The organism is Actinomadura sp. 1N219, assembly GCF_044326405.1.
Taxonomy (GTDB): domain Bacteria; phylum Actinomycetota; class Actinomycetes; order Streptosporangiales; family Streptosporangiaceae; genus Spirillospora.
In genome coordinates, this window is sequence record NZ_JBIRAY010000001.1 from 1,462,202 (window position 1) to 1,488,228 (window position 26,027).

At 70.6% G+C, this 26,027-nt stretch carries 29 protein-coding genes; 14 read left to right on the plus strand and 15 right to left on the minus strand.

The features are described from left to right. Positions 1–67 precede the first annotated feature (67 nt). From ACH35V_RS06650 to ACH35V_RS06715, 14 genes are all read right to left on the minus strand, one after another. Positions 68–1,219 (minus strand): CaiB/BaiF CoA transferase family protein, encoded by a 1,152-nt coding sequence (locus ACH35V_RS06650; RefSeq protein WP_395970636.1) that lies wholly within the window; start codon positions 1,217–1,219, stop codon positions 68–70. After that, positions 1,201–2,937, minus strand: a complete 1,737-nt coding sequence (gene hutU, locus ACH35V_RS06655; protein WP_395970637.1) for a urocanate hydratase — start codon at positions 2,935–2,937, stop codon at positions 1,201–1,203. The genes ACH35V_RS06650 and hutU overlap by 19 nt, the downstream gene beginning before the upstream one ends. 30 nt (positions 2,938–2,967) lie before the next feature. Then, the gene (locus ACH35V_RS06660; protein WP_395970638.1) at positions 2,968–3,831 is read right to left on the minus strand and encodes an enoyl-CoA hydratase/isomerase family protein; all 864 of its coding nucleotides are present in this window, start codon (positions 3,829–3,831) and stop codon (positions 2,968–2,970) included. Between the two features lie 12 nt (positions 3,832–3,843). After that, a complete protein-coding gene (locus ACH35V_RS06665; RefSeq protein ID WP_395970639.1) occupies positions 3,844–6,006 on the minus strand; it encodes an acetate--CoA ligase family protein in 2,163 nt (720 codons plus the stop codon). After that, positions 5,996–7,159, minus strand: coding sequence for an ABC transporter ATP-binding protein (locus ACH35V_RS06670; protein WP_395970640.1), 1,164 nt, complete (start codon positions 7,157–7,159; stop codon positions 5,996–5,998). The genes ACH35V_RS06665 and ACH35V_RS06670 overlap by 11 nt, the downstream gene beginning before the upstream one ends. Next, complete coding sequence (locus ACH35V_RS06675) at positions 7,156–8,013, minus strand: ABC transporter permease (RefSeq protein WP_395970641.1); 858 nt, start codon at positions 8,011–8,013, stop codon at positions 7,156–7,158. Before ACH35V_RS06675 ends, ACH35V_RS06670 begins: the two co-directional genes overlap by 4 nt. After that, complete coding sequence (locus ACH35V_RS06680; RefSeq protein WP_395970642.1) at positions 8,010–8,888, minus strand: ABC transporter permease; 879 nt, start codon at positions 8,886–8,888, stop codon at positions 8,010–8,012. The genes ACH35V_RS06675 and ACH35V_RS06680 overlap by 4 nt, the downstream gene beginning before the upstream one ends. A gap of 122 nt (positions 8,889–9,010) precedes the next feature. Further along, positions 9,011–10,126 (minus strand): extracellular solute-binding protein, encoded by a 1,116-nt coding sequence (locus tag ACH35V_RS06685; protein WP_395970643.1) that lies wholly within the window; start codon positions 10,124–10,126, stop codon positions 9,011–9,013. 1 nt (position 10,127) lies between these two features. After that, complete coding sequence (locus tag ACH35V_RS06690; RefSeq protein WP_395970644.1) at positions 10,128–11,654, minus strand: amidase; 1,527 nt, start codon at positions 11,652–11,654, stop codon at positions 10,128–10,130. Continuing rightward, positions 11,651–11,884, minus strand: coding sequence for a hypothetical protein (locus ACH35V_RS06695; protein WP_395970645.1), 234 nt, complete (start codon positions 11,882–11,884; stop codon positions 11,651–11,653). Before ACH35V_RS06695 ends, ACH35V_RS06690 begins: the two co-directional genes overlap by 4 nt. Then, entirely contained in the window at positions 11,881–12,813 is a 933-nt protein-coding gene (locus tag ACH35V_RS06700) for a TauD/TfdA family dioxygenase (RefSeq protein WP_395970646.1), read from the minus strand. Before ACH35V_RS06700 ends, ACH35V_RS06695 begins: the two co-directional genes overlap by 4 nt. 23 nt (positions 12,814–12,836) lie before the next feature. Next, the gene (locus ACH35V_RS06705) at positions 12,837–13,847 is read right to left on the minus strand and encodes a TauD/TfdA family dioxygenase (RefSeq protein WP_395970647.1); all 1,011 of its coding nucleotides are present in this window, start codon (positions 13,845–13,847) and stop codon (positions 12,837–12,839) included. A 122-nt stretch (positions 13,848–13,969) separates the two neighbouring features. After that, positions 13,970–15,133, minus strand: coding sequence for an acyl-CoA dehydrogenase family protein (locus ACH35V_RS06710; protein ID WP_395970648.1), 1,164 nt, complete (start codon positions 15,131–15,133; stop codon positions 13,970–13,972). Next, positions 15,126–15,251 (minus strand): hypothetical protein, encoded by a 126-nt coding sequence (locus ACH35V_RS06715; protein ID WP_395970649.1) that lies wholly within the window; start codon positions 15,249–15,251, stop codon positions 15,126–15,128. Before ACH35V_RS06715 ends, ACH35V_RS06710 begins: the two co-directional genes overlap by 8 nt. Positions 15,252–15,479: 228 nt before the next feature. Between ACH35V_RS06715 and ACH35V_RS06720 the strand changes: the two genes are divergently transcribed. The 7 genes from ACH35V_RS06720 (at position 15,480) to ACH35V_RS06750 (ending at position 21,870) form a co-directional block, all read left to right on the plus strand. Beyond that, the gene (locus tag ACH35V_RS06720) at positions 15,480–16,193 is read left to right on the plus strand and encodes an IclR family transcriptional regulator (protein WP_395970650.1); all 714 of its coding nucleotides are present in this window, start codon (positions 15,480–15,482) and stop codon (positions 16,191–16,193) included. An 84-nt stretch (positions 16,194–16,277) separates the two neighbouring features. Then, entirely contained in the window at positions 16,278–17,051 is a 774-nt protein-coding gene (locus ACH35V_RS06725; protein WP_395970651.1) for a hypothetical protein, read from the plus strand. Continuing rightward, positions 17,044–17,853, plus strand: coding sequence for an alpha/beta fold hydrolase (locus ACH35V_RS06730; protein ID WP_395970652.1), 810 nt, complete (start codon positions 17,044–17,046; stop codon positions 17,851–17,853). The genes ACH35V_RS06725 and ACH35V_RS06730 overlap by 8 nt, the downstream gene beginning before the upstream one ends. Further along, positions 17,850–19,007: a thiolase domain-containing protein gene (locus ACH35V_RS06735; protein ID WP_395970653.1), complete on the plus strand. Its 1,158-nt coding sequence runs from the start codon at positions 17,850–17,852 to the stop codon at positions 19,005–19,007. Before ACH35V_RS06730 ends, ACH35V_RS06735 begins: the two co-directional genes overlap by 4 nt. Beyond that, complete coding sequence (locus ACH35V_RS06740) at positions 19,004–19,408, plus strand: Zn-ribbon domain-containing OB-fold protein (protein WP_395970654.1); 405 nt, start codon at positions 19,004–19,006, stop codon at positions 19,406–19,408. The genes ACH35V_RS06735 and ACH35V_RS06740 overlap by 4 nt, the downstream gene beginning before the upstream one ends. Before the next feature lie 559 nt (positions 19,409–19,967). Further along, on the plus strand, positions 19,968–20,897 hold the full coding sequence (locus ACH35V_RS06745) for a hypothetical protein (protein WP_395970655.1): 930 nt from the start codon (positions 19,968–19,970) through the stop codon (positions 20,895–20,897). A 139-nt stretch (positions 20,898–21,036) separates the two neighbouring features. Next, positions 21,037–21,870: a hypothetical protein gene (locus tag ACH35V_RS06750; protein WP_395970656.1), complete on the plus strand. Its 834-nt coding sequence runs from the start codon at positions 21,037–21,039 to the stop codon at positions 21,868–21,870. A 55-nt stretch (positions 21,871–21,925) separates the two neighbouring features. Here ACH35V_RS06750 and ACH35V_RS06755 read toward each other — a convergent pair whose 3' ends face one another. Continuing rightward, positions 21,926–22,591, minus strand: coding sequence for a GntR family transcriptional regulator (locus ACH35V_RS06755; RefSeq protein WP_395970657.1), 666 nt, complete (start codon positions 22,589–22,591; stop codon positions 21,926–21,928). Between the two features lie 165 nt (positions 22,592–22,756). Here ACH35V_RS06755 and ACH35V_RS06760 point away from each other — a divergent pair, with 165 nt between their 5' ends. The 7 genes from ACH35V_RS06760 (at position 22,757) to ACH35V_RS06790 (ending at position 26,027) form a co-directional block, all read left to right on the plus strand. Continuing rightward, complete coding sequence (locus ACH35V_RS06760) at positions 22,757–22,903, plus strand: hypothetical protein (protein ID WP_395970658.1); 147 nt, start codon at positions 22,757–22,759, stop codon at positions 22,901–22,903. A gap of 111 nt (positions 22,904–23,014) precedes the next feature. Continuing rightward, a complete protein-coding gene (locus ACH35V_RS06765) occupies positions 23,015–23,329 on the plus strand; it encodes a WhiB family transcriptional regulator (protein ID WP_395970659.1) in 315 nt (104 codons plus the stop codon). A gap of 203 nt (positions 23,330–23,532) precedes the next feature. After that, on the plus strand, positions 23,533–24,114 hold the full coding sequence (locus ACH35V_RS06770) for a hypothetical protein (protein ID WP_395970660.1): 582 nt from the start codon (positions 23,533–23,535) through the stop codon (positions 24,112–24,114). Continuing rightward, on the plus strand, positions 24,114–25,025 hold the full coding sequence (locus ACH35V_RS06775; RefSeq protein ID WP_395970661.1) for a DUF2637 domain-containing protein: 912 nt from the start codon (positions 24,114–24,116) through the stop codon (positions 25,023–25,025). The genes ACH35V_RS06770 and ACH35V_RS06775 overlap by 1 nt, the downstream gene beginning before the upstream one ends. Then, positions 25,022–25,327: a hypothetical protein gene (locus ACH35V_RS06780; protein WP_395970662.1), complete on the plus strand. Its 306-nt coding sequence runs from the start codon at positions 25,022–25,024 to the stop codon at positions 25,325–25,327. Before ACH35V_RS06775 ends, ACH35V_RS06780 begins: the two co-directional genes overlap by 4 nt. Beyond that, complete coding sequence (locus ACH35V_RS06785) at positions 25,324–25,671, plus strand: hypothetical protein (RefSeq protein ID WP_395970663.1); 348 nt, start codon at positions 25,324–25,326, stop codon at positions 25,669–25,671. Before ACH35V_RS06780 ends, ACH35V_RS06785 begins: the two co-directional genes overlap by 4 nt. Continuing rightward, on the plus strand, positions 25,668–26,027 hold the full coding sequence (locus ACH35V_RS06790) for a hypothetical protein (protein WP_395970664.1): 360 nt from the start codon (positions 25,668–25,670) through the stop codon (positions 26,025–26,027). Before ACH35V_RS06785 ends, ACH35V_RS06790 begins: the two co-directional genes overlap by 4 nt.

Genomic DNA, 26,027 nt, shown 5'->3' on the forward strand with positions numbered 1-26,027 from the left:
CTTGACGTCTACCCACATGAACGGCACTCGCCCCGCCGCCCACCGCGCGCCCTGACGGACAGGCGGCTCAGGCCGGACGGGACGCGGCGTCCGGGGCGGTGCCGAGGATCTCCTTGGTGTGCTGGCCTATCGAAGGGGGCCCGGCGGCGAACGCCGAGTCGACCACCGGCAGCGGCGAACCGGGGACGATCACCTCGCCGACCCCGCTCTCCAGCGGGATCGACCGCACCATCCGGCGGTGCCGGACGTGCGGGTCGGCCGCCAGGACGTCCACGCTGAAGATCGGGCTGCAGGGCACGCCGACGTCGCCCATCCGCGCGACGACCTCGGCCGCCGGACGCGCGCCGGTCCACGCCTCGATGACGCGGTCCAGCTCGTCGCGGTGGTCCAGCCGGGTGTCGGCGGCCGGCGCGGCGAAGTACGGCAGTAGCTCCGGCGCGTCCAGCACGCCGGCGAGCGCCGTCCACATCCGCAGGGTCATCGGCGCGAGGTACACGTGGCCGTCGGCCGCGGTGTAGGTGCCCGCGTAGGAGCGCCGCACCTTGCTGCCGACCCGCATCGGGCTCGCGCCGAGCTGGACCGCCTCCGCCAGGCACGGGCCCAGCAGCGACATCATGCTGTCGAGCATGCTCAGGTCGGTGAACGAGCCCTCGGCGGTGGCCGCCCGCCGGCTGAGGCCGAACATCACCGCGAGCGCGGCGTAGAGGCCGGTGACGTGGTCGGGCACGAACAGGCCCGCCTGCATCGGCGTCCCGTCGGGCTCGCCGGTCAGGTGCACCAGGCCCGACATCGCCTGGATGATGCCGTCGAAGGCGGGCCGCTTCGCGTACGGGCTGTCGTTGCCGAACCCGCTGGCGTGGACGTAGACCAGCCGCGGGTTGACGTCCCGGGCCCGCGCGTAGCCGAAGCCGAGGCGTTCGGGGATGCCGACGGCGTAGTTGGTGACCACCACGTCCGCCGAGCGCAGCAGCCTGACCAGCGCCTCCTGGCCCGCGTCGGACTTCAGGTCGATCATGACGCTGCGCTTGTTGCGGTTCAGCGCGTGGAAGTAGACGTCGTTGTACGACAGGGACTCGGTGCCCCGGCTGGCGTCGCCCTCCGGCGGCTCCACCTTGATCACGTCGGCGCCCTGGTCGGCCAGGATCTGGCTGCAGAACGGCCCGGCGATGTAGTGGCCGAACTCCAGTACGCGGATGTCGCTCAGGGGCGCGGCGTCCATGGGGTCCCCTCCCTTGCGGCGTCGCCGTTCCGGGGCGCCGCGGCCTCGCCGTTCCGGGACGCGGCGGCGTCCAGGCTCGGCATCCAGATGCCCTGCTCGGCGGCGAACTCGACCGCGCGCTCGTAGCCGGCGTCGGCATGGCGCACCACGCCGCTGCCGGGGTCGTTGGTCATCACCCGCTCGACGCGCAGCGCGGCGAGCGGCGTCCCGTCGGCGACCACCACCATCCCGGTGTGGACCGACCGGCCGACGCCCGTGCCGCCGCCGTGCTGCACGCCCACCCACGTCGCGCCGCTGGACGCGTTGAGCAGCGCGTTCAGCACCGGCCAGTCGGCGATGGCGTCGCTGCCGTCGATCATCGCCTCGGTCTCCCGGTAGGGGGACGCGACCGACCCGGAGTCGAGGTGCTCGCGCCCGATCGCGACGGGCGCGCTGACCTTCCCGTCGCGGACGAGGTCGTTGATGACCCGTCCCGCGCGGGCGCGCTCCCCGTAGCCGAGCATGCAGGTGCGGGCCGGGAGCCCCTGCACGCGGACGTGCTTCGCCGCCAGCCGCAGCCACCGCGTCACGGACGCGTTGTCGGCGAACTCGTCCAGCATCGCCGCGTCGATCACGGCGATGTCGTCCGGGTCGCCGGACAGCGCGATCCAGCGGCAGTGCCCCTTCGCCTCGCAGAACAGCGGGCGGATGTAGGCGACGATGAAGCCGGGGTAGTCGAGCGCCCGTTTGAAGCCGCCGAGATCGGCCTCCACGCGGAGCCCGTTGCCGTACTCGAACACCTCTGCGCCGCGGTCGAGCAGCGCGCACAGCGCCTTGACGTGGTCGGCCATGCTGGCGCGGGCGCGCAGCACGTAGGTCCGCGTGTCGCGGGCGCGCAGGTCGTCGGCCTCCTCCTGCGACATGCCGGGCACGGCGTACAGGAGCGGGTCGTGGGCCGAGGTCTGGTCGGTGGCGATGTCGACGGGGACGTCCCGCGCGACGATCTCGGGCAGGACCTCGGCGGCGTTGCCGCGGAGCCCGACCGAGAGGGCGCGCCGCTCGTCCCGGGCCGCCAGCACCAGGGCCAGGGCGTGATCGAGATCGTCGGCCCGGACGTCGAGGTAGCCGAGCCGCATCCGCCGGTCGATCTTCGCCTGGTCGACCTCCACGCAGAGGACCGCGCCGCCGTTCATGGTGATCGCGAGCGGCTGCGCGCCGCCCATGCCGCCGAGCCCGGCGGTGACGGTCAGCGTGCCGGCCAGGGTCCCGCCGAAGCGCTTGGACGCCACCGCCGCGAACGTCTCGAACGTGCTCTGCAGGATGCCCTGCGACCCGATGTAGGCCCACGACCCGGCGGTCATCTGGCCGAACATCGTCAGCCCGGCGTCCTCGAGGCGGCGGAACTCCTCCAGCGTCGCCCACTCCGGGACGATCATCGCGTTGGAGATCAGCACCCGCGGCGCCCACTCGTGCGTGCGGAACACGGCCACCGGACGGCCCGACTGCACCAGCATCGTCTCGTCGCCGGCCAGGCGGCGCAGCGTCGCGACGATCGCGTCGAAGTCCCGCCAGGACCGCGCGGCGCGGCCGTTGCCGCCGTAGACGACGAGGTCGTCGGGACGTTCGGCGACGTCCGGGTCGAGGTTGTTCATGAGCATCCGCAGGGCCGCCTCCTGCGCCCAGCCCTCGCAGGTCGGCTCGACCCCGTGGGGTGCTCTGACCGTCCGCGGTCCCGGCATCGCTTCTCCTTCGCTCACGTGGGCTGCCACCTACTCGCCCGCCCCGGCGGACCGCGGCCCGAACGGCTCGGGCCGGAACGGGTCGTCGCGGGCGCCGAGGAAGGCCCGCAGGCCGCCCTCGGCCTTCGCCGCGTTGAGCCGCTCGCGCTCCGGCCCGTAGGACGAGTGGGCCATCGCGTTGAGCGCGCCGTTGAGCAGCAGGCCGCTGTCGATGCCGGCCGCGCGCAGGCCCTGCATGGTGATGGCCTTGTTCAGCCGCACCGACGCGGCGGGCACCTGCGCGATGCGCCGGCCCAGCCGCCGGGCGGCGGGCAGCAGGTCGCCGGGTTCGACGACCTCGTTGACCACGCCGATGCGCAGCGCCTCGGCGGCGTCGAAGTGGTCGCCGGTCAGCGCGTACCGGTTGGCGTTCTTCCACCCGCACAGCGCCGCGAACAGGAAGATGGAGCTGGACGTCATCCGCACCTCGGGCTGGGCGAAGACGGCGGCGCCGGACGCGATGGTGATGTCGCAGGCGAGGGCGTACCAGAACCCGCCGCCCATGCACCAGCCGTTGACCGCCGCGATCACCGGCTTGGGCAGGCTCCAGATCTCCCTGAGGTGGTCGAGCTCCACCTGGCTGCGCTCGTACCAGCCGCCGATGACGTCCGCCGGGTAGCGGGACGCGGGGTCGGACGCGCCGTCCACGGCCGCCATGTCGTAGCCGGAGCAGAACGCCCGCCCCGCCCCGGTCAGGACGATCGCGCGGACGTCCGGGTCGGCTCCCGCGTGGCGCAGGGCGTCGTGCAGTTCCCGCTCAAGGTCGGACGACAGCGCGTTCATGACCTCGGGCCGGTTGAGGGTGATGGTGGCGACGGCGTCGTCCACCTCGTAGAGGATGGTCTCGTAGTCCATGACGGAACGTTCCTAACGTGCTTGGGGCGGTTGGACGATCCGGAGGTCGAGCACGCGCACACCCTGCCCGCGCGGCAGCACGGCGACCGGGTTGAGGTCGATCTCCACCGCGGTTTCGTGCAGGTCGGCGGCGAGCTGCGCGACGCGCAGGACGAGGTCGGCGAACGCGTCGGCGTCGGACGGCGGCGAGCCGCGATACCCGGCGAACAGGCGCGCCAGCGGCGTCCCGGCGATCAGCGCGCGTACCTCCTCCGGCGACACCGGCGGCAGCGCCAGCGCCGGGTCGGGCTGGAGCTCGACGAGCGTCCCGCCGACTCCCAGCGCGAGGACCTGCCCGAACACCGGGTCGAGCCCGCACCCGACGAACGCCTCCACGCCGCCGGTGACCATCTCCTCCACCACGACCAGCGGCGCCGGTTCGCCGAGATGCCGCGCCACGGACGACGCGACGGTCTCGTACGCGTCGCGCACCTGCGAAGCCGTGGAGAGTCCGACCGCGACTCCACCGACGTCGCTCTTGTGCACGACTCTCGGCGACGCGGTCTTGAGCACGACCGGGAAGCCGATCGCCTCGGCCGCCGCGACCGCCTCGTCCGCGGAGCCCGCGGCGGCCCGCCGCGGCAAGGCCAGCCCGTACTGCTCAGCCAGCTCCTCCAGCGCCTCGCCTGAAACCTGCCTGGACGGCGACGCATCGAGTGCCCGCCGCACGGCCTGCGAGGAGGCCGTCCGGGGTTCGTCCCGTTCCCCCTCGTCGGCGGCGCGGGCCCGGTGCGTGCTCGCGGCGGTGACGGCGGCGATCGCGGCCATGCCGGCGCGGGTGCCGTGCACGACGGGGATGTCCGAGCCGGCCAGCGCGTCGGCGGCGAACGGGTGCAGGCCGCCGCCGTAGTTCGACAGCACTATGACCGGCGTGCCGGAGCGCTGCCGGACGCCCGGCAGCGTCGCCAGCAGCCGGGTGTAGGACGTGGCCAGCCGATCGCCCAGCGACGGCGGCGCGTCCAGGACGACGGTGAGGAGATCGACCCCCGGATCGTCCGCGACGGCCGCCGCGAGGCGTCCGAACCGCTCCGGTTCGCCGACGAGCTGGCCGGTGCCGTCGAGGGGGTTGGCGATCGTGGCGAAGTCGGGCAGGATCCGCGCGAGTTCTTCGCGGGTGCCCGCCGACAGCTCCGCGAGCCGCACGTCACCGTCGACGGCGACGTCGGCGACCAGCCCGATCTCGCCGCCGGACAGCCCGACGAACGCGACGCGGTCACCCGCCGGGGCGGTCTGCAACGTCGACAGGCCGACCAGCGCTTCGGTCAGCTCGTCGAAGTCGTCCACCGTCACGATCCCGGCGCGGCGGCAGAACGCCTCGTAGGCGCGCGCGTCCCCGGCGATCGCGCCGGTGTGGGACGCGACGTTGCGTGCGCCCAGCTCCGTCCGCCCAACCTTCAGGGCCACCACCGCGACCCGGTTGTCATGCCCCTTCCGGACGGCCGCCATGACGCCGCCCGCGTCGCTGATGCCCTCGACCACGAGGCCGACCGCCCGGGTGGACGGGTCCTGGACGAGATAGTCCAGGTAGTCGGCCAGCCCGGTCACGGTCTCGTTGCCGCTGGAGACGACGTAGGAGAATCCCAGCCGTCCCGAGCCCGCCAGCAGGATGCATCCCGACCCCGACTGGGATACGACCGCCACCGGCCCTGCGGGCAGGTCCGCGCCGAAGTCGGTGCCGGTCAGCCACAGGGCCCGGCCGGGGTTGAACACGCCCAGGCAGTTCGGCCCGACCAGGCTCATGCCGTACCGTCCGGCCAGCTCCCGCAGGCGGGCGGCCCGCGCCGCGCCGCCGGCGGTCTCCTCGAACCCCGAGGCGTAGACGACCACGCCCCGGCAGCCCTTCTCGCCGGCCTCCTCGACCAGCGCGGGCACGGTGTCGCCCGGCGTGCAGACCAGCGCCACGGACGGGGTGTCCGGCACGTCGGCGAGCGTCCGGTGCACGGCGACGCCGTCGACGTCCCGGCCGCCGGGGTGGACGCCGTGGACCGCGCCGCCGAAGCCCGCCCGCCGGAGGTTGCCGAGGATCCGGCGGCCGGTCGAGCCGGGCCGCGGCGACAGCCCGACGATCACGACGCTCTTCGGGTTCAGCAGGTCGTCCAGCGCGGGCTGGCGATACGTCCGCCCGCTATCGCTCATGGGGCACCGCCGCCACCTGCGTCGTGTCGAGGTAGGCCGTCAGCGTGCCGCCGTGCCGGATCGACTCGCGGGCGTCGCGCGCCAGGGTGGCGCGCAACGTGACGCCCTCGCCGGTGCGCAGCGTGACGCGCACGCCGTTGCCCAGGTACAGGTCGTCGAGGACGTGCAGCTCAAGCCGGGCCGGGGCCGGTCCTGACGGCGTCAGGCTCAGCGCCTCCTCGGGGATGCTGAGGCCGACCCGTTCGGCGGACGGCTCCAGCGGCTGCCCGCACATGACCTCCATGTCGCACCCGGCGAACCCGACGCGCGCCTTGTCGCCGTCGAGCCCGGCCAGGGTGGCTTCGGCGATGTTGTGGCCGCCGAAGAAGCTCGCGACGAAGGCGTTGCGCGGACGGGTGTAGAGCTCCTCGGCGGTGCCGACCGCGTCGATGCGGCCGTCGTGCATGATGACGATCCAGTCCGAGAGCGTCAGCGCCTCCTCGCGGTCGTGCGTGACGTAGACGGTCGTCGCGCCCGCCTCCTTGTGGAGGCGGCGCAGCTCCACCGCCATGCGCATGCGGAGTTCGCGGTCGAGGGCGCCGAGCGGCTCGTCCATCAGCAGGAGCTGCGGACGGAACGCCAGCGCGCGGGCGACGGCGACGCGCTGCTGCTGCCCGCCCGACAACTCGCGCGGGAGCCGTCCGCCCAGCTCGCCCAGGCCGACCAGCTCCAGCATCTCGGCCACCCGCCGGTCGCGGTCGGCCTTCGGAAAGCGGCGCATCTTGAGGCCGTAGGCGATGTTGTCCGCGGCCGTCATGTGCGGGAACAGCGCGTAGTTCTGGAACACCATGCCGATCTCGCGCGCCGCCGGAGGCATCCGGGTGACGTCGCGGCCGTCGATGAGCACCTCGCCCTCGTCGGGCGCGAGGAAGCCCGCGACGACGCGCAGGATCGTGGTCTTCCCCGAGCCGCTCGGCCCGAGGACGGTGACGAAGTTGCCGCGGTCGGCGACGAGGTCGATGCCCCGCAGCGCCTCCGTTCCGCCGAAGCGCTTGACGAGCCCGCGCAGTTCGAGCCCGGCCTCCGTCCCGGCGGGGGCGGGCGGCGCGGCGGGGCCGGGACCCGGCTCGGCCTCCGCCGCCTGCCGCGGTTCCTTCCGTGCCCTGACGTTCATACCTTCCTCCGCAGCAGAAATGCGAGCGAGCCGACGACGCCGGTGCCCGCCATGAGCAGGGTCGCGATCGCGGTGATGTTCGGATCGAGTCCCGTCTTGACGTTGTCGAAGATGGCCTTCGGGAGCGTCACCGTCCCGGGGCCGCCGAGGAAGTTGATGAGCACCGCCTCGTCGAAGCTGGTGATGAACGCGAAGATGTAGGACGCGCCGATCGCGGGCAGCAGCTGCCGCAGGGTGATCCCGACCATGGCGCGCGGCCGTGACGCGCCGAGCGTCATCGCGACCAGCTCCGTCTCCGCCGGGAGCCTGGCCATCGCCGAGCCGAGGATCAGCAGGACGAACGGCAGCCCGTGCACCGCGTACGTCAGCACCAGCGCCACCATGTTGCTGGTCAGCCTGAACTGGACGAACAGGGTGTAGAGCGCCACCGCGTAGGCGACACCCGGGATCACGAGCGGGCTCAGCCCGACGGCCTGGAGCAGCCCCTTCAGCGGCAGCCGCGACCGGTGCAGCGCGAACACCGCCGGGACGCCGATCAGCAGCGAGATCGCCGCCGACACGGTGGCCAGCTTGAACGACAGCACCATCGCGTCGATCCAGGTGTCCGAGCCGAGGAACGACCGGTACTGCCGCAGCCCCCACTCCTCCGGCGGAAACTGCAGCACCTCGGCGTTGGAGAACGACAGCACGACGACGCACAGGATCGGCACGCCGAGGAACAGCACCGCGAGCGCGCGCACCACCAGGTCGGTCGCCTGCACGCCGCGGGTGAGGGCCCGGCGCCCGGCCGTGTCGCGGACGGCCCGCGGCGCGGTCTCGGGCGGGGCGTGCGAGGTCAGGGTCTCGATCGTCATCCCAGCGCCCTCCGCAGCCGCTCCCGGCCCACCAGGCGGAGCCCGCCGAGGATGACCAGGCCGGCGACGACCAGCAGCAGCACCGAGGCGACCGCAGCCTGCGCCGGTTCGAACAGGTTGAAGATGTCGTCGGCGATGAGGCTCGCCGTGAACGGCGCCGTGGCGCCGCCGAGCAGGACCGGCGTCAGGTAGTACCCGACGCAGATCACGTAGACGATCACCGTCGAGGCCAGCAGGCCGGGCAGTGCCAGCGGCGCCACCACGTCCCGCAGCGCCCGCACCCGCGAGGCGCCCATGCTCTCCGCGGCCTGGATGAGGTTCAGGTCGATGGTGACGTAGACCGCGTACAGCGGCAGCACCGCGTACGGCAGCATCTGGTAGGTCATCCCCGCCACGACCGCGAACTGGGTGCGCAGCAGCTGCATCGGCTCGTCGATGACGCCTATCGACGTCAGGGTCCGGTTGACGACCCCGAAGCGCTCCAGCAGGACGGTGAAGACGTAGATCTTCATCACCGCCCCCATCCACAGCGGCATGAACACCGCGAGCGCGATCACCATCCGGGTCAGCCGGCTCTTGGTCGTCCGCAGCGACCAGGCCAGCACCGCGCCGGCCGCCACGACGATCACCGTGACGATCAGCGAGGTGAGGCAGGTCGTCCACAGCGTCCGGCGCGCGGCCGGGCTCTGGAAGAAGTCGCCGACGTTCCCGAACCCGTTGGGCTCGCCGAACGCCGTCCGCAGCAGCTCGACGAACGGGTAGACGATGAACACGCCGGCGGCGACGAGGAAGGGCGCGATCAGCCCCAGCCCGGTCAGGCCGGAGAACGTGGACTGCCAGCCCCTTCTGCGTGTTCGGCGGGTCATCCGAAGCATGTGCTCATCTCCTGGTCATCTCCCATCCCTGCTCGCCGTGCGTGCTCGCCGGGAGCATGCCGGCGGCCTGTCGCCGGAAGCGTGCCGGCGGCCTGGCCGCGCGGCCGCCGGCACGCCGCTTTTCAGCCGACGAGGATCTCGCGCAGCGCCTTTCCGAGTTCCTGCTGCTGCTTGGCTCCCGCCGTGCCGTCGACGAGGGTGACGCCGGTCTTGTTGATGGGCAGGTTCTTGATCACCTCAGCCGACAGGTACTTCTGCATGTCGCGCCCGCCGGTGCCGCTGTAGATCTTCTCCGTGAACTTGGCCTGGGCCTCGCGGTGCTCGGCGTACCACTTGATGAACTTGAACGCGGCCTCCTTGTTCTTCGCGCCCTTCGGCACGCACCAGCCCTCGTCGAAGAGCAGGCCGCCGTCCCAGTGCAGCTTCAGCTCCGGGACCTGCTTCATCGCCGAGACCAGGACGGTGTTGGGCGCCTGCATGATCGCGACCTCGCCGTCCACGACGGCCTGCTGCATCTGCGCGGGGCTCGTCGACCAGACCTGCACGTTCGGCTTGATCCGCTTGAGCGCGTTCATGGCCCGGTCCACGTCGACCGGGAAGTACTGCGCCGGCTGGACGCCGTCGCCCGCCAGCGCGAACAGGCTGGTGAAGATGGGGTTGTTCGCCGTGATGCCCCGCGTGCCCGGGAAGTTCTTCACGTCCCAGAACTCGCGCGGGTTCGTCGGGCACTTCTTGACCAGCTTGGTGTTGCAGCCGATCAGGTTCACCGTCCCGCCGTGGTCGAGGTAGTACGGCTCCGACGGCCCCGGCCGGATCGCGCCGTCGGCCACGAGCGGCGTGATCTCCTTGACCAGCGTGTCGGGCAGCTTCTCCAGGTTGCCGTCCAGGACGAGCTTCGAGGTGTCGCCGCCGGGCGCCTCCAGCAGGTCCCACTCGATGTTGTTGCCGGCGCGCTGCGCGGCGACCTTGGCCGCGAAGCCGCCGCCGGGCGTGGCGATGGTCACCTTGATCCCGGTGTCCTTCTGGAACTGGTCGTAGAAGAACTCCTTGTTCGCGGCGGTGAACGACCCGCCCCAGCCGGCGATGACCAGGGTGTCCGAGCCGCCGCCGCCCGGGTCGGAGTCCGAACCGCAGGCGGCCGTGACGGTCGCGACGGCCACGGCGACCGCGAGCGCCGCCGCTATCGGACCCCGCCGGTCCCGCCTGCCGCCGCGCGCGTGCGTTCGTTGGGAAGACATGTCATCCTGCTCCTTTTTGTGGGGTGGGCGAAGACCCTGTGAACCCCCGGTGTGCACCCCTGTGGTGAGCGGCGTCCCGGTGCACGTCCTTCTGGTGAGCGGCGTCCGGGCGGGCGATGCCGTCGCGTGCGGCGGGCGGCACTTTCAGATGCCAGTCGGTGCGGCGCTGGTAGGCATCGGCGACGCGCAGCACCGTGCTCTCGGCGAACGGCCGTCCGACCACCTGGAACGACAGCGGCAGCCCCGCCTCGGTGAACCCGCAGGGAACGGCGGCCGCGGGCAGCCCGGAGGCGTTCCACGGGCCGTGGAAGCCCGGCCGGAGCAGCGCCGCGGCCAGGTCCGCCGACGCGATCGGCGCGGCGGCCGTGAACGACACCGGCGTGAGGAGCACGTCGACCTTGGCGAAGACGTCCGCCAGGCCCCGCCGGAACAGCGCCCGGACCCGCTGCGCCTGGACGTAGTCGGCGCCGGTGAAGAACGCCGCCCGCGCGAGCAGCTCGCGGGTCGTCCTCCCGTAGTCACCCCACCTGCCGGCCAGGTTCGTCCGGTGGTAGGCGAACGCCTCGGAGAGGAACGTGATGTTGTTGGCGTCGTTCGCCTCCTGCGCGTGCGGCACGACGACGTAGGTGAGCGTCGCGCCCGCGTCTGCCAGCTCGTCGGCGGCACGCAGCACGGCGGTGCGGACTTCGCCGTCCAGCAGCGGCGAGTCCAGGAAGTACCGGGTCGGCACCCCGACGCGCAGCCCCTCGACCCCGCCGCCGCGCGCGCCTTCGGCATAGCGGTCGGGCGGGACGGGCGAGGAGTACGGGTCGCCGGGGTCGTCGCCGGCGATCGCGTCGAGGATCAGCGCGCAGTCGTAGGCGCTGCGGGCCATCGGGCCGACGGTGTCGAGGGTGAACGCGCACGGGACGACGCCGTTCTTCGGCACCCGCCCGAAGGTGACCTTCAGCCCGGTGCAGCCGTTCGCCGCGGCGGGGCCGCGCACCGAGCCGCCGGTGTCGGTGCCCAGCCCGCCGAGGGCGAGCCCGGCGCTGACCGCGATCGCCGTTCCCGAGCTGGAGCCCATCGGCGTGTGCTCGGCGTTCCACGGGTTGCGCGGGAACGGGAAGCGGGCCGTGCGGTCGGGCAGGCCGCACGCGAACTCGTTCGTCGTCGACTTGCCGAGCAGGACGCTCCCCGCCTCCCGCAGCCGCGCCACCGCCGGTGCGTCGGCGCCGTCGCCCCAGCCGGGGGAGAGGACCTCGCTGTTGGCGCGCGTCGGCGCGTCCCGGGTGGCGATGAGGTCCTTGACCACCAGCGGGACGCCCTGGAGCGGCGACCTGTCGCGTCCGCGCGCGAAGTCGGCGTCGGCGCCCGCCGCCGCGGCGAGGGCCTCGTCCTCGGTGACGGTGACGTAGGCGCCCAGCGCTGGGTCGAGCCGGGCGATGCGGTCGAGCACCATCCGGGTCAGGGCCGTCGAGGTCACGGTGCCGGTGCGCAGGGCCGCGGCGGCGTCCTCGATGGTGAGCGGCAGGGCCGGGGGCGTCATGGGCGCGCGCCTTCGCCTGGCAGCGCGGAGGTCCGCGTCATGGCGACGGGGTCGATCGGCGGGTCGTCGTGCAAGCCGAGGGCCGACAGCGCGTCCGCCTTCGCGCGCAGCGCGTCGTAGCCGGCGGCGAGCCGGACGGTCTCGTCCTCGGAGAGCGACAGCCCGGCCGCGCGCAGCGCAGACTCCGCCGCGTGGACGGCCTCCTCCGCACCCTTGCCCGGGGTCATCATGACAGGCCGTCCCGCCATCGCCGGAGCGCCGGGACCAGCGGGCGCCCCTCGGCGCCCCGGCTGATCCACAGGCGCTGCAGGCGGCGCTGCCGTCCGGGGTCGGACGGGTCGTCCACGAATCCCGTCCGCGAGTGGATCACCGTGTGGTTGTTGACGAACTCCAAGTCGCCGGCCCGCAGGTCCACGTGGACGGCGGTCCCCGGACGCCGCAGCAGCGAGTCCAGGTACATCAGGCAGGTCATCTCCTCGGCGCCGAGCCGCGGGACGTCCTCGAACCGCATCGCGCTCACGATCCGCTTGGTCGCGAGCGAGCAGGTCAGCGCGCCGCCCGCGGCGGAGAAGATCGGCCGCGGGGACCAGCCGGGCTCGCCGTCCGGCTGCTGGCCCTCCCAGTCGGTGGCGTACTCCCGGTAGACCAGGTCGAGCCATTCCGGATGCTCGCGGACCAGCGTGTTGTAGACCGTCGCGGCGCTGGCCACCACCCGCGCGCCGCCGCTCCTCGCCGGGGCCAGGCAGAGGTAGCTCACGACGTCGGTGGGATCGGTGTGGAAGGGCGCGCCGGCCTTGCTGGCGTAGGTCCCGCCGCGCTGGGCGGGGTGGTGGGCGTCCTCCAGGACGCTCACCAGATCGCCGTCCCGGTTCTGCGGGACGATCTCGCCGACGCGCCCGGCGATCGCCCGGTGGATCCGGGACGCCTGCTCGGGCGTGTACTGCGTCCCGAGCGGCAGGCCGCGCAGGACGGCGTACCCGATCCCGTTCTCCAGCCCGTCCACCAGTTCCGCGATCAGTTCGGCGATCAGTTCGGCGATCAGTTCGGCGGGGCCGGGGGCCTCCTGACCGAGCGCGTCCACTTCCGCGTCGGTGAGACGCCGGACATACGGCTCGCCGGACTCGAAGTCGGCGGCCGTCCACACGCTCGGGCCGCTCACCGGCCGGCTCCGCATCTCGGCGCTCATGCGGACCGCGCCCATTCCAGGCGGGAGATGCCGCTGCGCCAGTAGTGGTATTCGGGGCACACGACCCGTCCGGTGTCGGGGCGGCTGACCCACAGCCGCAACAGGTGCCGCTGGAACGCCGGGTCGCCTGGGTCGTCCACGAAGCCGGTCCGGCTGTGCAGGGTCACGAAGTTGTTGACGAACTGGATGTCGCCGACCTCCAGCGTCATGTCCAGCGCGACGCCCGGCCGGGTCGGGATCTCGTCGAGGAACAGCAGGCACGCCACCTCGCGGGCGCTGAGGCGCGGGACGTCCGGGAACCGGGTCGCGCTGAGGATCCGGCCGGTGCGGTACGCCGACGACAGCAGCCCGTCCACGTAGGAGTAGAGCCGGGAGTAGTACCAGCCCGGGCTGCCGGGCGGCTCCTCGCTGACCCAGTCGGTCGGGAACCGCTTGTAGAGGACGTCGAGCCACTCTGGGTGCTCGTCCAGGACGATGTTGTAGAGCGCCGGCGAGCTGGCGACCAGGCTGATCCCCCCGCTGCGCGCCGGGCGCAGGCACATCAGCCCGACGATGTCGGTCTGGTCGGTGTGGAACGCGGCGGCCGAGGCGGTCGCGTACCCGCGCGTGTTGTGGCCCTTGGCACCGAGGTTCCGGATGTGCCCGACCAGCTCGCCCCTGCGGTTCTGCGGGACGAGTTCGCCCAGGTGCAGGCCGATCGCCCAGTAGATCTTGGCGGCGTCCTCGACGCTGTAGCGGTCGTGGATCGGCAGGCCGCGCAGCAGGACGAAACCGGTGCCGTGCTCGAGCTCGTCCAGGACGTCGCGGACCTTCGCCGAGAACGACGGCAGCGGGAAGTCGCGCTTGGACAGCTCCGGCGCGGACTTCTCCCGGACGCCGGCCAGCGCCCGGTCGAACTCCTGGAGGTCGTCCTCGGTGAACCTCCGGGCGTAGGAGTCCTCGGCGCCGATGTCGGCCGCCGTCCAGACGCTCCGTCCGATCACCGGCTCTCTCAGAATGTCAACCATCACAGAACTCCGAACAGGGACGATTAGTGATCACGCCGAGCCGCCCGCGACGGGGCGCACGGTGTGTGAGGCGGCCGTCTCGCGCACGGCCTGAACCGGTGTGGGCTTGTGGCTACACCGGGCTAGACCACGGTTCCGTTCTCGTCGTGGAGCCGGGCGAGGAGTTTCGCGATGGTGAGCAGCTGGATCTGCGAGGTCCCCTCGTAGATCCGGAAGATCCGGCAGTCCCGGTAGAGACGCTCGATCTCGCTCTCCTTCACATAGCCGTAGCCGCCGTGGACCTGGAGTGCCCTGTCGACGGCCTGGAAGCAGTTCTCGCTGGCCACGTACTTCGCGATCGATCCGGCCCGCCGGACGTCCCGGCCCTGGTCGCGCAGCGCGGCCGCGTGGTAGGCGTGCAGGCGCCCGGACTGGACGAGCGCGTCGATCTCGGCGAGCAGCAGCTGGATCGCCTGCAGCTCGCGGATCGGCCGGCCGAACTGGACCCGGGTCGAGGCGTATCCGGTCGCGAGGTCCAGCGCGCGCATGGCGACGCCGCCGGCCAGCGCGGCCACGTCGATGCGCGCGCTGTTGAGGACCTCCAGCGCGATGCGCCCGCCCCCGCCGGGCTCGCCGAGCACGGCGCCCCGCTCGACCCGGACGCCGTCGAAGGAGATCTCGTACGCGTGCTCGCCGCGGATGCCCAGCTTCTCGATGGGCGCGGAGAAGCCGAGGCCGTCCGCGCCGGACGGGACGAGGAACGCGGTGATGCCCTTGAACCCCGCGCCGGGTTCGGTCATGGCGAACACGACGATCTCGTCGGACTCCCGCGCGTTGCTGGTGAAGGTCTTGCTGCCGGACAGGGTCCAGCCGTCCGGCCCGGCGGTGGCGCGGGTCCGGATGCGGCTGATGTCCGAGCCCGCGTCCGGCTCGGTCAGGGCGAAGGCGACGCGGAGGGACCCGGCGGCCAGGCCGGGCAGGTACCGCTTGCGCTGCTCGGACGAGCCGTACTGGCGCAGCGTCTCCATGCCGAGGTAGTGGCCGGCGAACACCGACCCCAGGGACGCGTCGGCGTAGGCGACCTCCTCCATCGCGAGGACCTGGGTCACCATGTCCAGTCCCAGGCCGCCGAACTCCTCGGGGATCGTGATGCCCATGAGCCCCATCCCGGCGAGCCGGGCCACCAGCTCGGCCGGGTACTCGGCCTCGGCGTCCCGCCGCGCCGCGCCGGGCATCACCTCCCTGCGGCAGAACTCCCGGAGGGTGTCGCGGAACTCCCGCCGCTGGTCGTCGAGCAGGTCAAACATCGCCCCCCTCCCGTCCGGCACCGGCGCGCACGGGTTCGTCCAGCCAGCCGGCGACCAGGCCGTAGGCGGGACGGTCGAGGCCCCGGACGCCGCCGAGTGCGGCCACCTGCTCACGCACCGTGCCTCCCGGCCTTGACGGAACGTTCCAGACGAGGCCGCCGAACCCTGCCCGCCCCGGCCGTGAACGCGACCCGGAGGCCGGTGTGCGGCGGTGCCGCGGCGCTGGACAGCTCGACTCTCATCTGCAACCCTGTCATCTAGTAAAAATCGAAGGTCACTAGATGAAAGCATATGACCGGGGGCCTGGCAAGACTCGCTCCCGGGACGACCACGGAGGAAGAACAGGGTGTCGACAGACAACGGTCCAGCGCCGACGCGCACGGTGGAGCGGGCTCTCACGCTGCTGGTGGAGGTCGCCACCAACGACGGCCTCGGCCTGGTGGACCTCGCGCGACGGGTCAACCTGTCGCCCGCGACCGCCTCGCGGCTGCTGCGCACGCTGGAGGCGACCGAGTTCGTCCGGCGGGACGAGGACGGCGCGTACCACGGCGCGAGCCGGCTGATCCAGGTGGCGGTGACGTTCATGGGCAGCGTCCCGCTGTACCGGCTCGCCGAACCGCACCTCGCCGCCCTGCGCGACGAGGCGGGCGAGAGCGCCTACCTGGGCGTCGCCGGCCCGGAGAACACGGTGGTGTACGCGCGCATGGCCGAGAGCGGCAAGTCGATCCGGCACAGCGGCTGGCTCGGCCGGACCGTGCCCGTCGAGGGCACCGCGATCGGCACCGCACTGCGCGGCCGCTGCGGCGAACTCGGCTACGTCACCGCGAGCCACGCCCTGGAGGACGGCGTCACGGCCATCGCCGGCACCGTGCACCGGGCGGACGGCAGCGTCGCGGCCGCGATCAGCGTCGTCGGCCCGACGTTCCGGATCCCGGACGCGCAGGTGCGGAAGATCGGGAACCTGGTCGCCGCGCGCGCCCAGGCGATGTCCCGGGAACTCGGCACACCGGACTTCAACACCGACGCGACGCCCGACTCGTCCGACTCGTTCGGCGGCTAGCCGAGGCGCCACCGACGAACGCCCCAGCCCCGTCCGGCTCCCCCTGCCCGCCCCGAACCCGACCCTGACCCCAAGGGGGACCTGATGTCCGAGGATGCCGCACCGGCCGTGGGCACGCGTTCGCGCAGTGCCCGTCACGTCGCAGGGCCCCGCGACGCCACGGCCGACCCGCCGTACGCCGCAGACCTGCCAATCCTCCTGCGGCTGCTGGAGCAGGTACGCCCGTCCGACGGCGCGGAACTGGCGTCGTTGCGCTGGGACCCACAGCCCCCGCCCCCGCCCGTGGAGAACACCGGAACGGCCGTCCGCCTGGAAGCCACCGTCACCAGGCGAGTGGCAGGCGCCGCGCAAGCGACGATCCACCAATCAGTGCACGTCGTGGACGATCTCGACCGCGTCCGGTCACGGTCGACGGTGGCCTGGAGCGTTCCGGCCGCGCTGACCCCGGACGCGGCCGCGGAGTGGGAGGCGGCGGACTTCGCGTCCGTGCGCTGGGGCGGCCGGCTGCGCGAACGGCTGGCCGGCGACCCCCGCTTCGCCGCAGCCGCGCGCAGCTTCGACGGCGCGATCGCGTTCGCCGCCCAGGACCGGCAGGCGCACTTCCGGATCTACCGGGGCGAGATCATCGACGTCGCGCGCAAGTCCCTGGACGGCGCGACGTTCACGGTCGAGGGCGCCGACCTCGCCTGGGTCGGACTGCTCACGGCCGAGTCCAACGACTTCGTCCGCCGCACCAGCGAGGGCCTGTTCCGCGTCCAGGGCAGCGGCTACCAGTACCTGCGCATGATCAAGGCGCTCATGATCATGCTGGACCACGCCCGCGAGCTGGCCCGCGAGAGTGAGGCGACCCGTGCATAACGCCGACTACCTGGAACTCGACGGCCGGCTGGCGTTCGTCGAGAGCCGTCCGGGCGACCGTCCGGCCGTCCTGTGCCTCCACACGGCCGGGCAGAGCGGCGTGCAGTACCGGCACGTCGCCGCCGGCCTGGCCGAGCTGGGCTTCGGGGTCGTCGTGCCCGACCTGCCGGGCCACGGCCGCTCGGAGCCGGCGCTCGACGGCCCGGTCAGCGACCTGTCCTGGTACGCCGACTGGTGCATACGGCTGATCACCGCGCTGGGCCTGGAGCGCCCCTACCTCCTCGGCTGCTCGATCGGGGGCAGCATCGCACTCGACATCGCCACGAAGATGCCCGACGGCCTGTCCGGCGTGATCGCGCTAGACCCGTCCGGGGTGCTCGGCAGCGACGGCAGACCACCGCCGCCACCGTCCCTGGAAGACTCCGGCTCCCCAAGCATGCGCGACCGCACCTACTACGGCACGGTCGAAGCCTGCGGACGATCCGTCCCGCCCGAACGAGTCGAGCTGATCGCCCAAATGCACTGCCGCGAGGACTGGCACATCACCGTCAGCGACATCCACGGCGCGCTCACCCACGACATCCGCGACACACTGGCCCGCATCACGTGCCCGGTGCGGATCCTCGCCGGCGAGGACGACTTCTTCGTGCCGCCGAGCCGCGTCCGGCGCATCGCCGACCTCGTCCCGCACGCGGCCTTCGAGCTGATGCCGGGCATCGGGCACTACCCGATGGAGGAGATCCCGGACTTCCCGGCGCGCTTCGAACGCTGGGTGAAGGACTTCGAGGAGGTCGCGCCATGACGGTGCGCCGCGCCGCGTTCATCGTCGGCGCCCACGAGCACCCGCGCCGCGACATCCCCGACCTGTCGGTAGCGGAGATCCACGCCGAGGTGGCGCTCGCCGCGCTGGCCGACGCAGGGCTGTCCCCGCCGGACGTCGACGCGTACTTCTGCGACTCCGACGCTCCAGGCGTGGGGCCGCTGTCGATGGCGGAGTACCTGGGAGTGCGCTGCCGGTACCTAGACACGACCGAGACGGGCGGCGCATCGTACCTCTCGCACGTCGGGCACGCCGCCGCCGCCATCGCGGCCGGAAAATGCCACGTCGCGCTGGTCGTCATGGGCGGACGCCCGCGCACCTTGCGGCTCGCCTCCGGGCCGAACCTGTCCGGAGCACCGGAGACGCACTACGAGACGCATTGGGGGATCACGGACACCGTCCACAACTACGCCCTGGCCGCCATGCGGCACATGCACGAGTTCGGGACGACGAGCCGCCAACTCGCCGAGGTGAAGGTGGCCGCGTCGCTGCACGCGCAGCACAACCCGAACGCGTTCCTGCGCAAGCCGGTCACCGTCGACGACGTGGTGAACTCACCACTGATCAGCGATCCGCTGCACCGCCTGGACTGCTGCGTGATGACCGACGGCGGCGGCGCGGTGGTCGTGGCCAGCGCGGAGGTCGCCCACCGACTGCCGCGCCACTCCGTCGCCGTCCTCGGCCACGGCGAGGCGGCCAAGAGCGCCGGCGGCGACCTGACCCACACCGCCGCGGTCTGGTCCGGCCCAACGGCGTTCGCCGAGGCCGGCGTGACGCCCGCCGACATCGACTACGCGTCCGTCTACGACTCCTTCACCATCACCGCGCTGATGGCGCTGGAAGACCTGGGCTTCTGCGAGAAGGGCCAGGGCGGACGGTTCGTCCAGGACGGCACGCTCGTCGCCCCGCACGGACGCCTCCCGATGAACACCGACGGCGGCGGCCTGTGCAACAACCAGCCCGACAACCGGGGAGGAATGGCGCGGATGATCGAGGCCGTCCGCCAGCTCCGCGGCGAGGCCGCCGCGGAGGTACAGGTACCCGACTGCCGCCTGGCGGTCGTGCACGGCTCAGGCGGACGCCTGGCAACCCGAAGCTCCGCAGCCACCCTCATCCTGGGACACGAGGACGCATGAGCATGCCCACACCGTCCGAGCCCTTCTGGAAAGCCACCGCCGAGGGCCGCCTGCTCCTCCCCCGATGCGAACCCTGCACAACCGTGATCTGGTACCCACGCCCGTTCTGCCCGCACTGCGGCGGACGCAACATCACCTGGTTCCAAGCGTCAGGCGAGGCAACCATCTACTCCTACACAGTGGTCCGCAAAGCGCGCGGAGAATACCGCGACCTAACCCCATACGTCGTCGCCTACGTAGAACTGGCCGAGGGCCCAAAAATCCTCACCAACATCATCGCCTGCGACCCGTCCAAGATAAAAATAGGCCACCCCGTAACCCTGACCTTCGACCCCCCCACACCCGAGGACGACACCGTCAGCGCAAGGCTCTACCGCTTCCACCAAACAAACACCAACTGACCGGACGGTGCGAGAAAGAACATCACGGAACGAGGATCTGAGATACAACAGAGCCGAAACGGCCGCCTGTCCCCACCATCTGTGCGCCCCCTGCAGGATTCGAACCTGCGCACACGGCTCCGGAGACCAGCACCGATCAGGTCCCCCACCAGGGGGAACGTCCGTACGCCGCCGCAATCTGGACGCAGATGGAACACGCTGCACCTCACAGAGGGCTCCAGCGTGGAGCATCACGCCGTGCCTTGAACGGCGCTCTCCGGGGCCTCTCATGTAGGGGCCGCCTGGGCCGCGGACGAGCTGCGATTGGACTCGAACGGGTCGCATACATGTTCGATGCATGCTCATCCACCGGACGAGCATGGCGAACGGTCCCCCAGCCTCAGGTACGTCCACGGGCGTCCAGGGCAGTCGATACTCAGTTCGGTACTCGTGGAGGCACGCCAGACAGGAGCCGTGCGACACATGCGCGGAAGTTTTGGTCGTGACTGACGGATTCTGAACCTACGCCCTGCCTAGTGCCACGAACGCATAAGACACGGTTCCTGTACTATCGATGAATATGACTCTCGTGCTCACTGTGCACAACCGCGAAACTCTGTGGGTCGTGACCGATCGGCGACTCTCGTATAGCGATCGCAGACCCCCCATTGAGGATGCGATCAAGGTTATGGATCTAGAGACCATCGACGGTCGTGGTCTTCTTGCATACGCAGGTCTGGGCGCCACGTTGCTAGGAACTCACCCGTCCGACTGGATGAGTGCCGTGTTGCGCGGACACGGAGGTCTTAGGTTCGAACAGGCATTGGGTGTCCTTGCGGATGCCGCAAATAGAGAGCTCCCCAGGCACCTGGCTACCTTGCCAAGCGGGCGCCGTGCACATTTTATCCTAATCCCAGCTTTCTTGCGAGGGATCGGTTTTCAACTTTACAGCATTGACAACATAATCAACGCCAATACCGGGGATCATTGGTATCGCTACACACGCCATGTTGTCCCAACCCAGAAAGGCCCTATTAGTCCTCGTTTTGGCGTCACAGGGTCAGGGGGTATTTATCTTAAACAGAGAGTGAAGCAATGGCAGCGACCCCTATTGAGTCTACTTAAATCACATGATCGCGGAAAGATTTCGGATCTTTCAATCGCCGATTCGCTTGCTCGCCTTAACCATGAGGCTCACCAAGCAATTCAAGATGGCACAGTGGGGCCACAATGTCTCGTCGTATGGCGCCGAAACATGGCGACCAGAAAGCCCGCATCGGGAGGCGGACATCAATTCTATAATGGCATCAATCGTGACGGCACTCCCAAGCCAATACCCACCATCGCAAATGGAATGGACGTGCAATCCCTAGCCGGAGTGGTGATGGCGCAGTTCCAAGCACAGACGGCTGCATTCTTTAACGATGGCGCACCATTTACCTTTGATACTGTCGAGATGGATCGACTGGTGGGTGAGCTTCCCTCAGAACCTGATGACAAGCTTCGATAAGTGGAATCGTGAGATCTCGGTGTAGGAATCGGTTCAAACTCTGCAGAGCTCCGTCCCTTGGCGTACTCGGGTGGTCAGCACATCGCCACGATCACGGCAAGGTCTGGACTGCTGGTCTGAGGTACGAGAAACTTGCAGCATGGCCAAGCTGACTATGACGGCAAGCCGATGGGACGAACTCACCGCGTTGTTGCAGGACGGGCAGAGACTCCAGACTGAGTACCCCAAGGTCGCCGAATACCTCGACATGGCGGCACGGCTGGCAGGAACCGGTGACGACCAAGCCGACGCGCAGTTTGACCTACGGTTCGTGCACTACGTGACGGGCGGCAGCGCTGTGAGCTCGAACCCGTACTGGGACATCGTTGAACCGTTCGTGTCTGAGCATGAAGGCCGCCGGGTGGTGAATGGCGGTAGGCCCGAAGGAAGCGCCCGACTCGCCTTTGCGCGAATGCTTTTGCAAGCCACCTATGCGTATGCGGTACCGGCGCCACAGACCATCGGATGGATGAGGGAATTCTGCGCCAATCTCCCTATAGTTGAACTCGGAGCTGGACGAGGCTATTGGGCAGCACAGTTGGCAAACTCCGGACTGAGTGTTGAGGCGTATGACTCGGAGCCACCGGACAAGACTGAGAACATCTCATTTCCCAGAGCAGTAGGCCAAGCGGACATCTGGCACCCTGTGGGGGAGCTAAACGATTTCGCGACTCGTGCCCGACCTGCCAATTACACGCTGTTTCTATGCTGGCCGCCTGGCTGGGGAGACACGATGGCGTCTGAGGCGCTCACCCTTTTCGAGGATGCCGGAGGCGAGCGACTCATCTACATTGGGGAGCCGGAGGGTGGCAAGACAGGTAATGACGCCTTCTTCGACGCATTGTCCGCTCGCTGGACCCTTAACGCCGTGGATCCAAACTTCGTTTCTTGGTGGACGGAGACGGACACCGCCCAAGGGTGGATCCGGAACTGAGCCGCACACAAGGAAGGGGGGTGCCGAGCTACTCGGCACCCCCCTTCGTTTCCCTCTATTTGAGAGTCATGCGGAACACGAACGCGTCGTATCGGTCCCGCGGATACGACACGTCGGAAATCATGATGATTTGCTTGTCGGCGGAAATAAACCGCTGGTGAACCGTTTTGACGAGATCGCCGGGCGTGGTCCGCAGCCATTCGGCGTGCGTCGCTGTCGGAAGCTGATCGGAGATTGTCTCTTCCAGGAACGCGGCGTCCGAGATGTCGACAACGTCCAACGGATGGTAAGTGTCTGAGATCGAGATCGGCCGCCCAGCCTCGACGGCTCGGGTAATGACGTGGTTGATCTGCTCCCCTATTCGGATACCGAGACTCTCCGCGACTTCGCTCGTGGCGGGGATTTGCTCGGTCTCACGTTCTACTTGGATGTCTTGATCGGACTCGTTCTGGAACGACCGCTCGGCGCTCTCCAGCTGGCGTTCGGGAGATACGCGAACGAGGTTGGGACGGTCGGCGACGAAGACGCCTCGCCGTCGCACGGATCGAACAAGCCCCTGACTCTGGAGGAGTTCGAGGGCCTTCCGAACCACGATGTCTGACACACCGTGCTGCTGGGCGATCTCGGCGTAGCTCGGCAGCTGCGTGCCGGGCGGGAGCTCCCCACCGCGGATGCGTCGGGCGTACTCGCCTGCGATACGGACGTAGGCCGGTTCTGCCACTTCGGATCCCTTCGCGCGCTCTTCGATGGCCTGCTGACCAGCGTATACGCATCATCGTATACCTAAGGCTTGTGCGTATACGAAGTTACGTATACGCTGCCCTCAGTGACGCGCTCCCCCCGAGTGAGTCAGCGGCATCACTCGAAGGCGATCAGGAGGTTCCAGATGTTCCCTCAGAGTTCCAGCAAGATCGGCCAGTGGATCGCTGGTCTGGTTCTGGTGGTGTTCTGCTTCCAGAACCCGGAGAAGGCCGCGGCGTTCGTGACCGGCTTCTTTGACGCCGTATCGCGGTTCGCCAACGCGCTGGGCTGATCACTAGTGCCCGCGCTCCGTTCTTCGATCTCGCCGCCCTCGGCGCACAAGCCACCACGCACGCCGCCGAGGGCCTGCCCCCGACCGATCACGACCCGCATGGAGGGCCGCATGTCCGTTGACCCGTCCGCTTTGCCGCTGGTGGACCTGGTGACCGAGTTGGGTGAGCGCGGCGACTGCCGCCACGACCCCGATCTGCACATGGGCCCGGACGCGTTCGAGGACGAGCCGCTCGCCGATCGGCTGGCCCGGCAGGACGTGGCCCGTGAGGTGTGCGAGTCCTGCCCGGTGTGGGACCTGTGCCTGGACTACGCGCTGCGGGTCCGTCCCACGTTCGGCGTGTGGGCGGGCTACCTGCCGCGTGAGCTGGCCGCGCTGCGCCGTGAGGCCCGGACGCTGCCCGCCGCCCTGTCCGAGGTGGCCTGATCTTCGCGCCCCGGGACGCCGCTTACCGACCAAAGCAGTCGGCGCCCCGGGACTCCTCTCCCCAGGAAAAACCCAAGGAAGGAAGTTTCCACGATGGCTGACAAGCCGACCTCCGGCAAGTCCTCGACCTGGCCGAACGGTGAGCCCAAGTCCGTCCGGGACGCCTACGACGCCGCCCAGTCCGGCAAGAAGAAGTGATCGGCATGAGCTTCGTTCTCCACGACGCCGACGACCTCGACCGCGCCTCGGACGGCACGTCCCGGTACGGCGCCTACCTGCGTCAGAACGGCGCGCTGTTCGCCGACTGGGACGACGGCACGGTGACCGGTGACCCGGTCCAGTTCACTGTCGCCGCATGGCAGGTGGCCACGTCCCCGGTCATGGCGCCGCCGTATGTGTCCTGGACGGCCGAGCGGCTCCGGTCGGTGACGGTGACCAGTGGCGAGGACCCCGGCCTGCTGATCGCCCGTATCCAGGTGGCCACCCCGCGCCCGGCCGCACTGGCCGGACTGGCCGGGTTCACCGGCTGGGAGCGCCCGCCGAGCTGGCGCGAGACGCGCGGTTACCACACCCCCGGCGAGGAGTCGCTGAGGGTGCGTCCCGCGCTGCTGCCCTCGGTTGAATTGCTGTTCGCGGTCCCATACGACCTGCTGTGCGTCCCGCAGGACACGCCCGGTTCGCTGACCGCCGCCGACGCCAAAGCGTCGGTGCGGCGGCTGGCCGAGTTGCTGGACGCCTGCGTGGCGCCGGTGCTGGCCGCGGCCGACTCGGCGGGGGTGGCGTGATGGCCCGCACCGCACCGGCCCGGACCGGTGACCGGGTGATCCGTGTCAGCACCGCCGCGACCGTGGTGGGCATCGGCGGGATTGCCGCGGTGGTGTCGTTCCGGCATGCGCTGGAGGTGGTCCGCGCTAACGGCGAGTCGGGGCTGACCGCCTACCTGACGCCGTTGACGGTGGATGGGCTGGTGTTCACCGCGTCGATGGTGTTGCTGGACGCCGCGCGCCGCGGCGACCGCGCGCCGATGCTCGCCCGCGTGGCGCTGGCGCTGGGCATCGCCGCGACGGTGGCCGTCAACGTCCTGCACGGGCTGGCCCACGGCCCGGTCGGCGCGGTGGTCGGCGCGTGGCCGGCAGTCACGCTCATTCTCGTTGTCGAGCTGCTCATGGGCATGATCCGGCGCGGCCGCCGCAACGACTCCGCCCACCACGCCGCCGAGCCCGCCGCCGAGGGCGCCCCCACGTCCGGCCACGCGTCCGGCCGTACGTCCGGCGAGGTCGCCGCGTACCCGGCCGGTGACCGCGCTCACGGGCCGCGCCTTGTGCCCGTACCCGAGCCGGTGACCGTACCCGCGCCCGCACTCGCCCAGGCCGTACCCGAGCCCGTACCTGATGCGTCGCGTTCAGCTGGGCTCGACGCGTCCGGCGAGCGTGTACCCGCGCCTGCGCAGGTGCGCCCGCCGCGGCGCATCCGGGCGGGTGGCGATCCTGCCGAGGTGCGCGCGGTGTCGGTGTTCGCCGATGACATCGCGGCGGGTCAGGTGCCCTCGATTCGCCGGATCAAGGCCGCGCTGCGGTGCGGCCAGACCAAGGCGTCCCAGGTCCGCGCGTACCTGGCGACCCTCGACCCCGCCACCCACACCCCCGTCACCCACGCACCCGCCGCCGCGACGGCAGGCAAGGAGGTCCTGTCATGACCACCCGCACCCGTACCCGCACGACCCGCCCCACCCGTACCCGCACGGCCCGGACGGCCCGGACGGGTGGCCGTACCCGCCGGACGCGTCGCGGCGGCTACCGGCTGGCGTTCGCCGACCGGTTCATGCTCGCCGGTTCGGCCGGTGGCGCGATGTACCTGCTGGCGTTGCACCTGGTGGACCTGCCGACCGGCACGGCCACCGCCGCCGGGCTGCTGGTGTTCGCGTTCGCCCTCGGCGTGCTGGTGACCGTCAAGCGGCTGCCGCGCCTGCGGGCCCTGCTGGGGAGGGCGCGGCGATGACGCTGGACTACCCGACCCGCCCCGACCGCCCTCGCGAGACCCGCGCCCGCGTGCTGGCCGCGGTGTGCGCCGTCCTGCGCGGCGCGTGGGCGGTGGCGCGGCTGCTGGCCGGTGCACTGGCCGCGCTGCTCTCCGCTGCCCTCGGCACGCCCCCAGCCTCGGGGACCCGCCTGGGGCACCTGATCGCTGACGAGTACCGCGCCGGACGCGCGGGCGCGATCAACGCCGAGGTCATCGACGACCCCGACCCCGACTCCGACCGCGACGGCGCCGACGGCCCCCGGCTGGACGAGACCGAGCCCATGAGCTGTGAAGACGAGTACGTGAAGGAGGGTCGCCGGTGAGTGTGAAGCGGCGTATCCCGGAGTTGTCGAACATCGAGTTCACCGGCGCTAAGTCGATCACCGCCTACAGCAAGGCGTCCCGGTCGATCTGCCGGGACCTGGCGATGGAGTTCGACATGGCCGCCGATGAGGTCTACGGCGCCCTGATCGCTTCGCAGAAGGGGCACCCGGCCCTGTTCGGCGTGGACGTCAAGATGCGCGCCCGCCGGGTCCGTAACCGGCTGCGGCGCGCGTCCGAGCACGCCAAAGGCGCCGCGGTGGAATCGGTGAAGTTCCACAACCAGTTCCGCAAGGAGTTCGCCGACATCCTCAACCCGCCCAAGCGCAAGCCCAAGTTCGACTTCAAGGACGAGTGA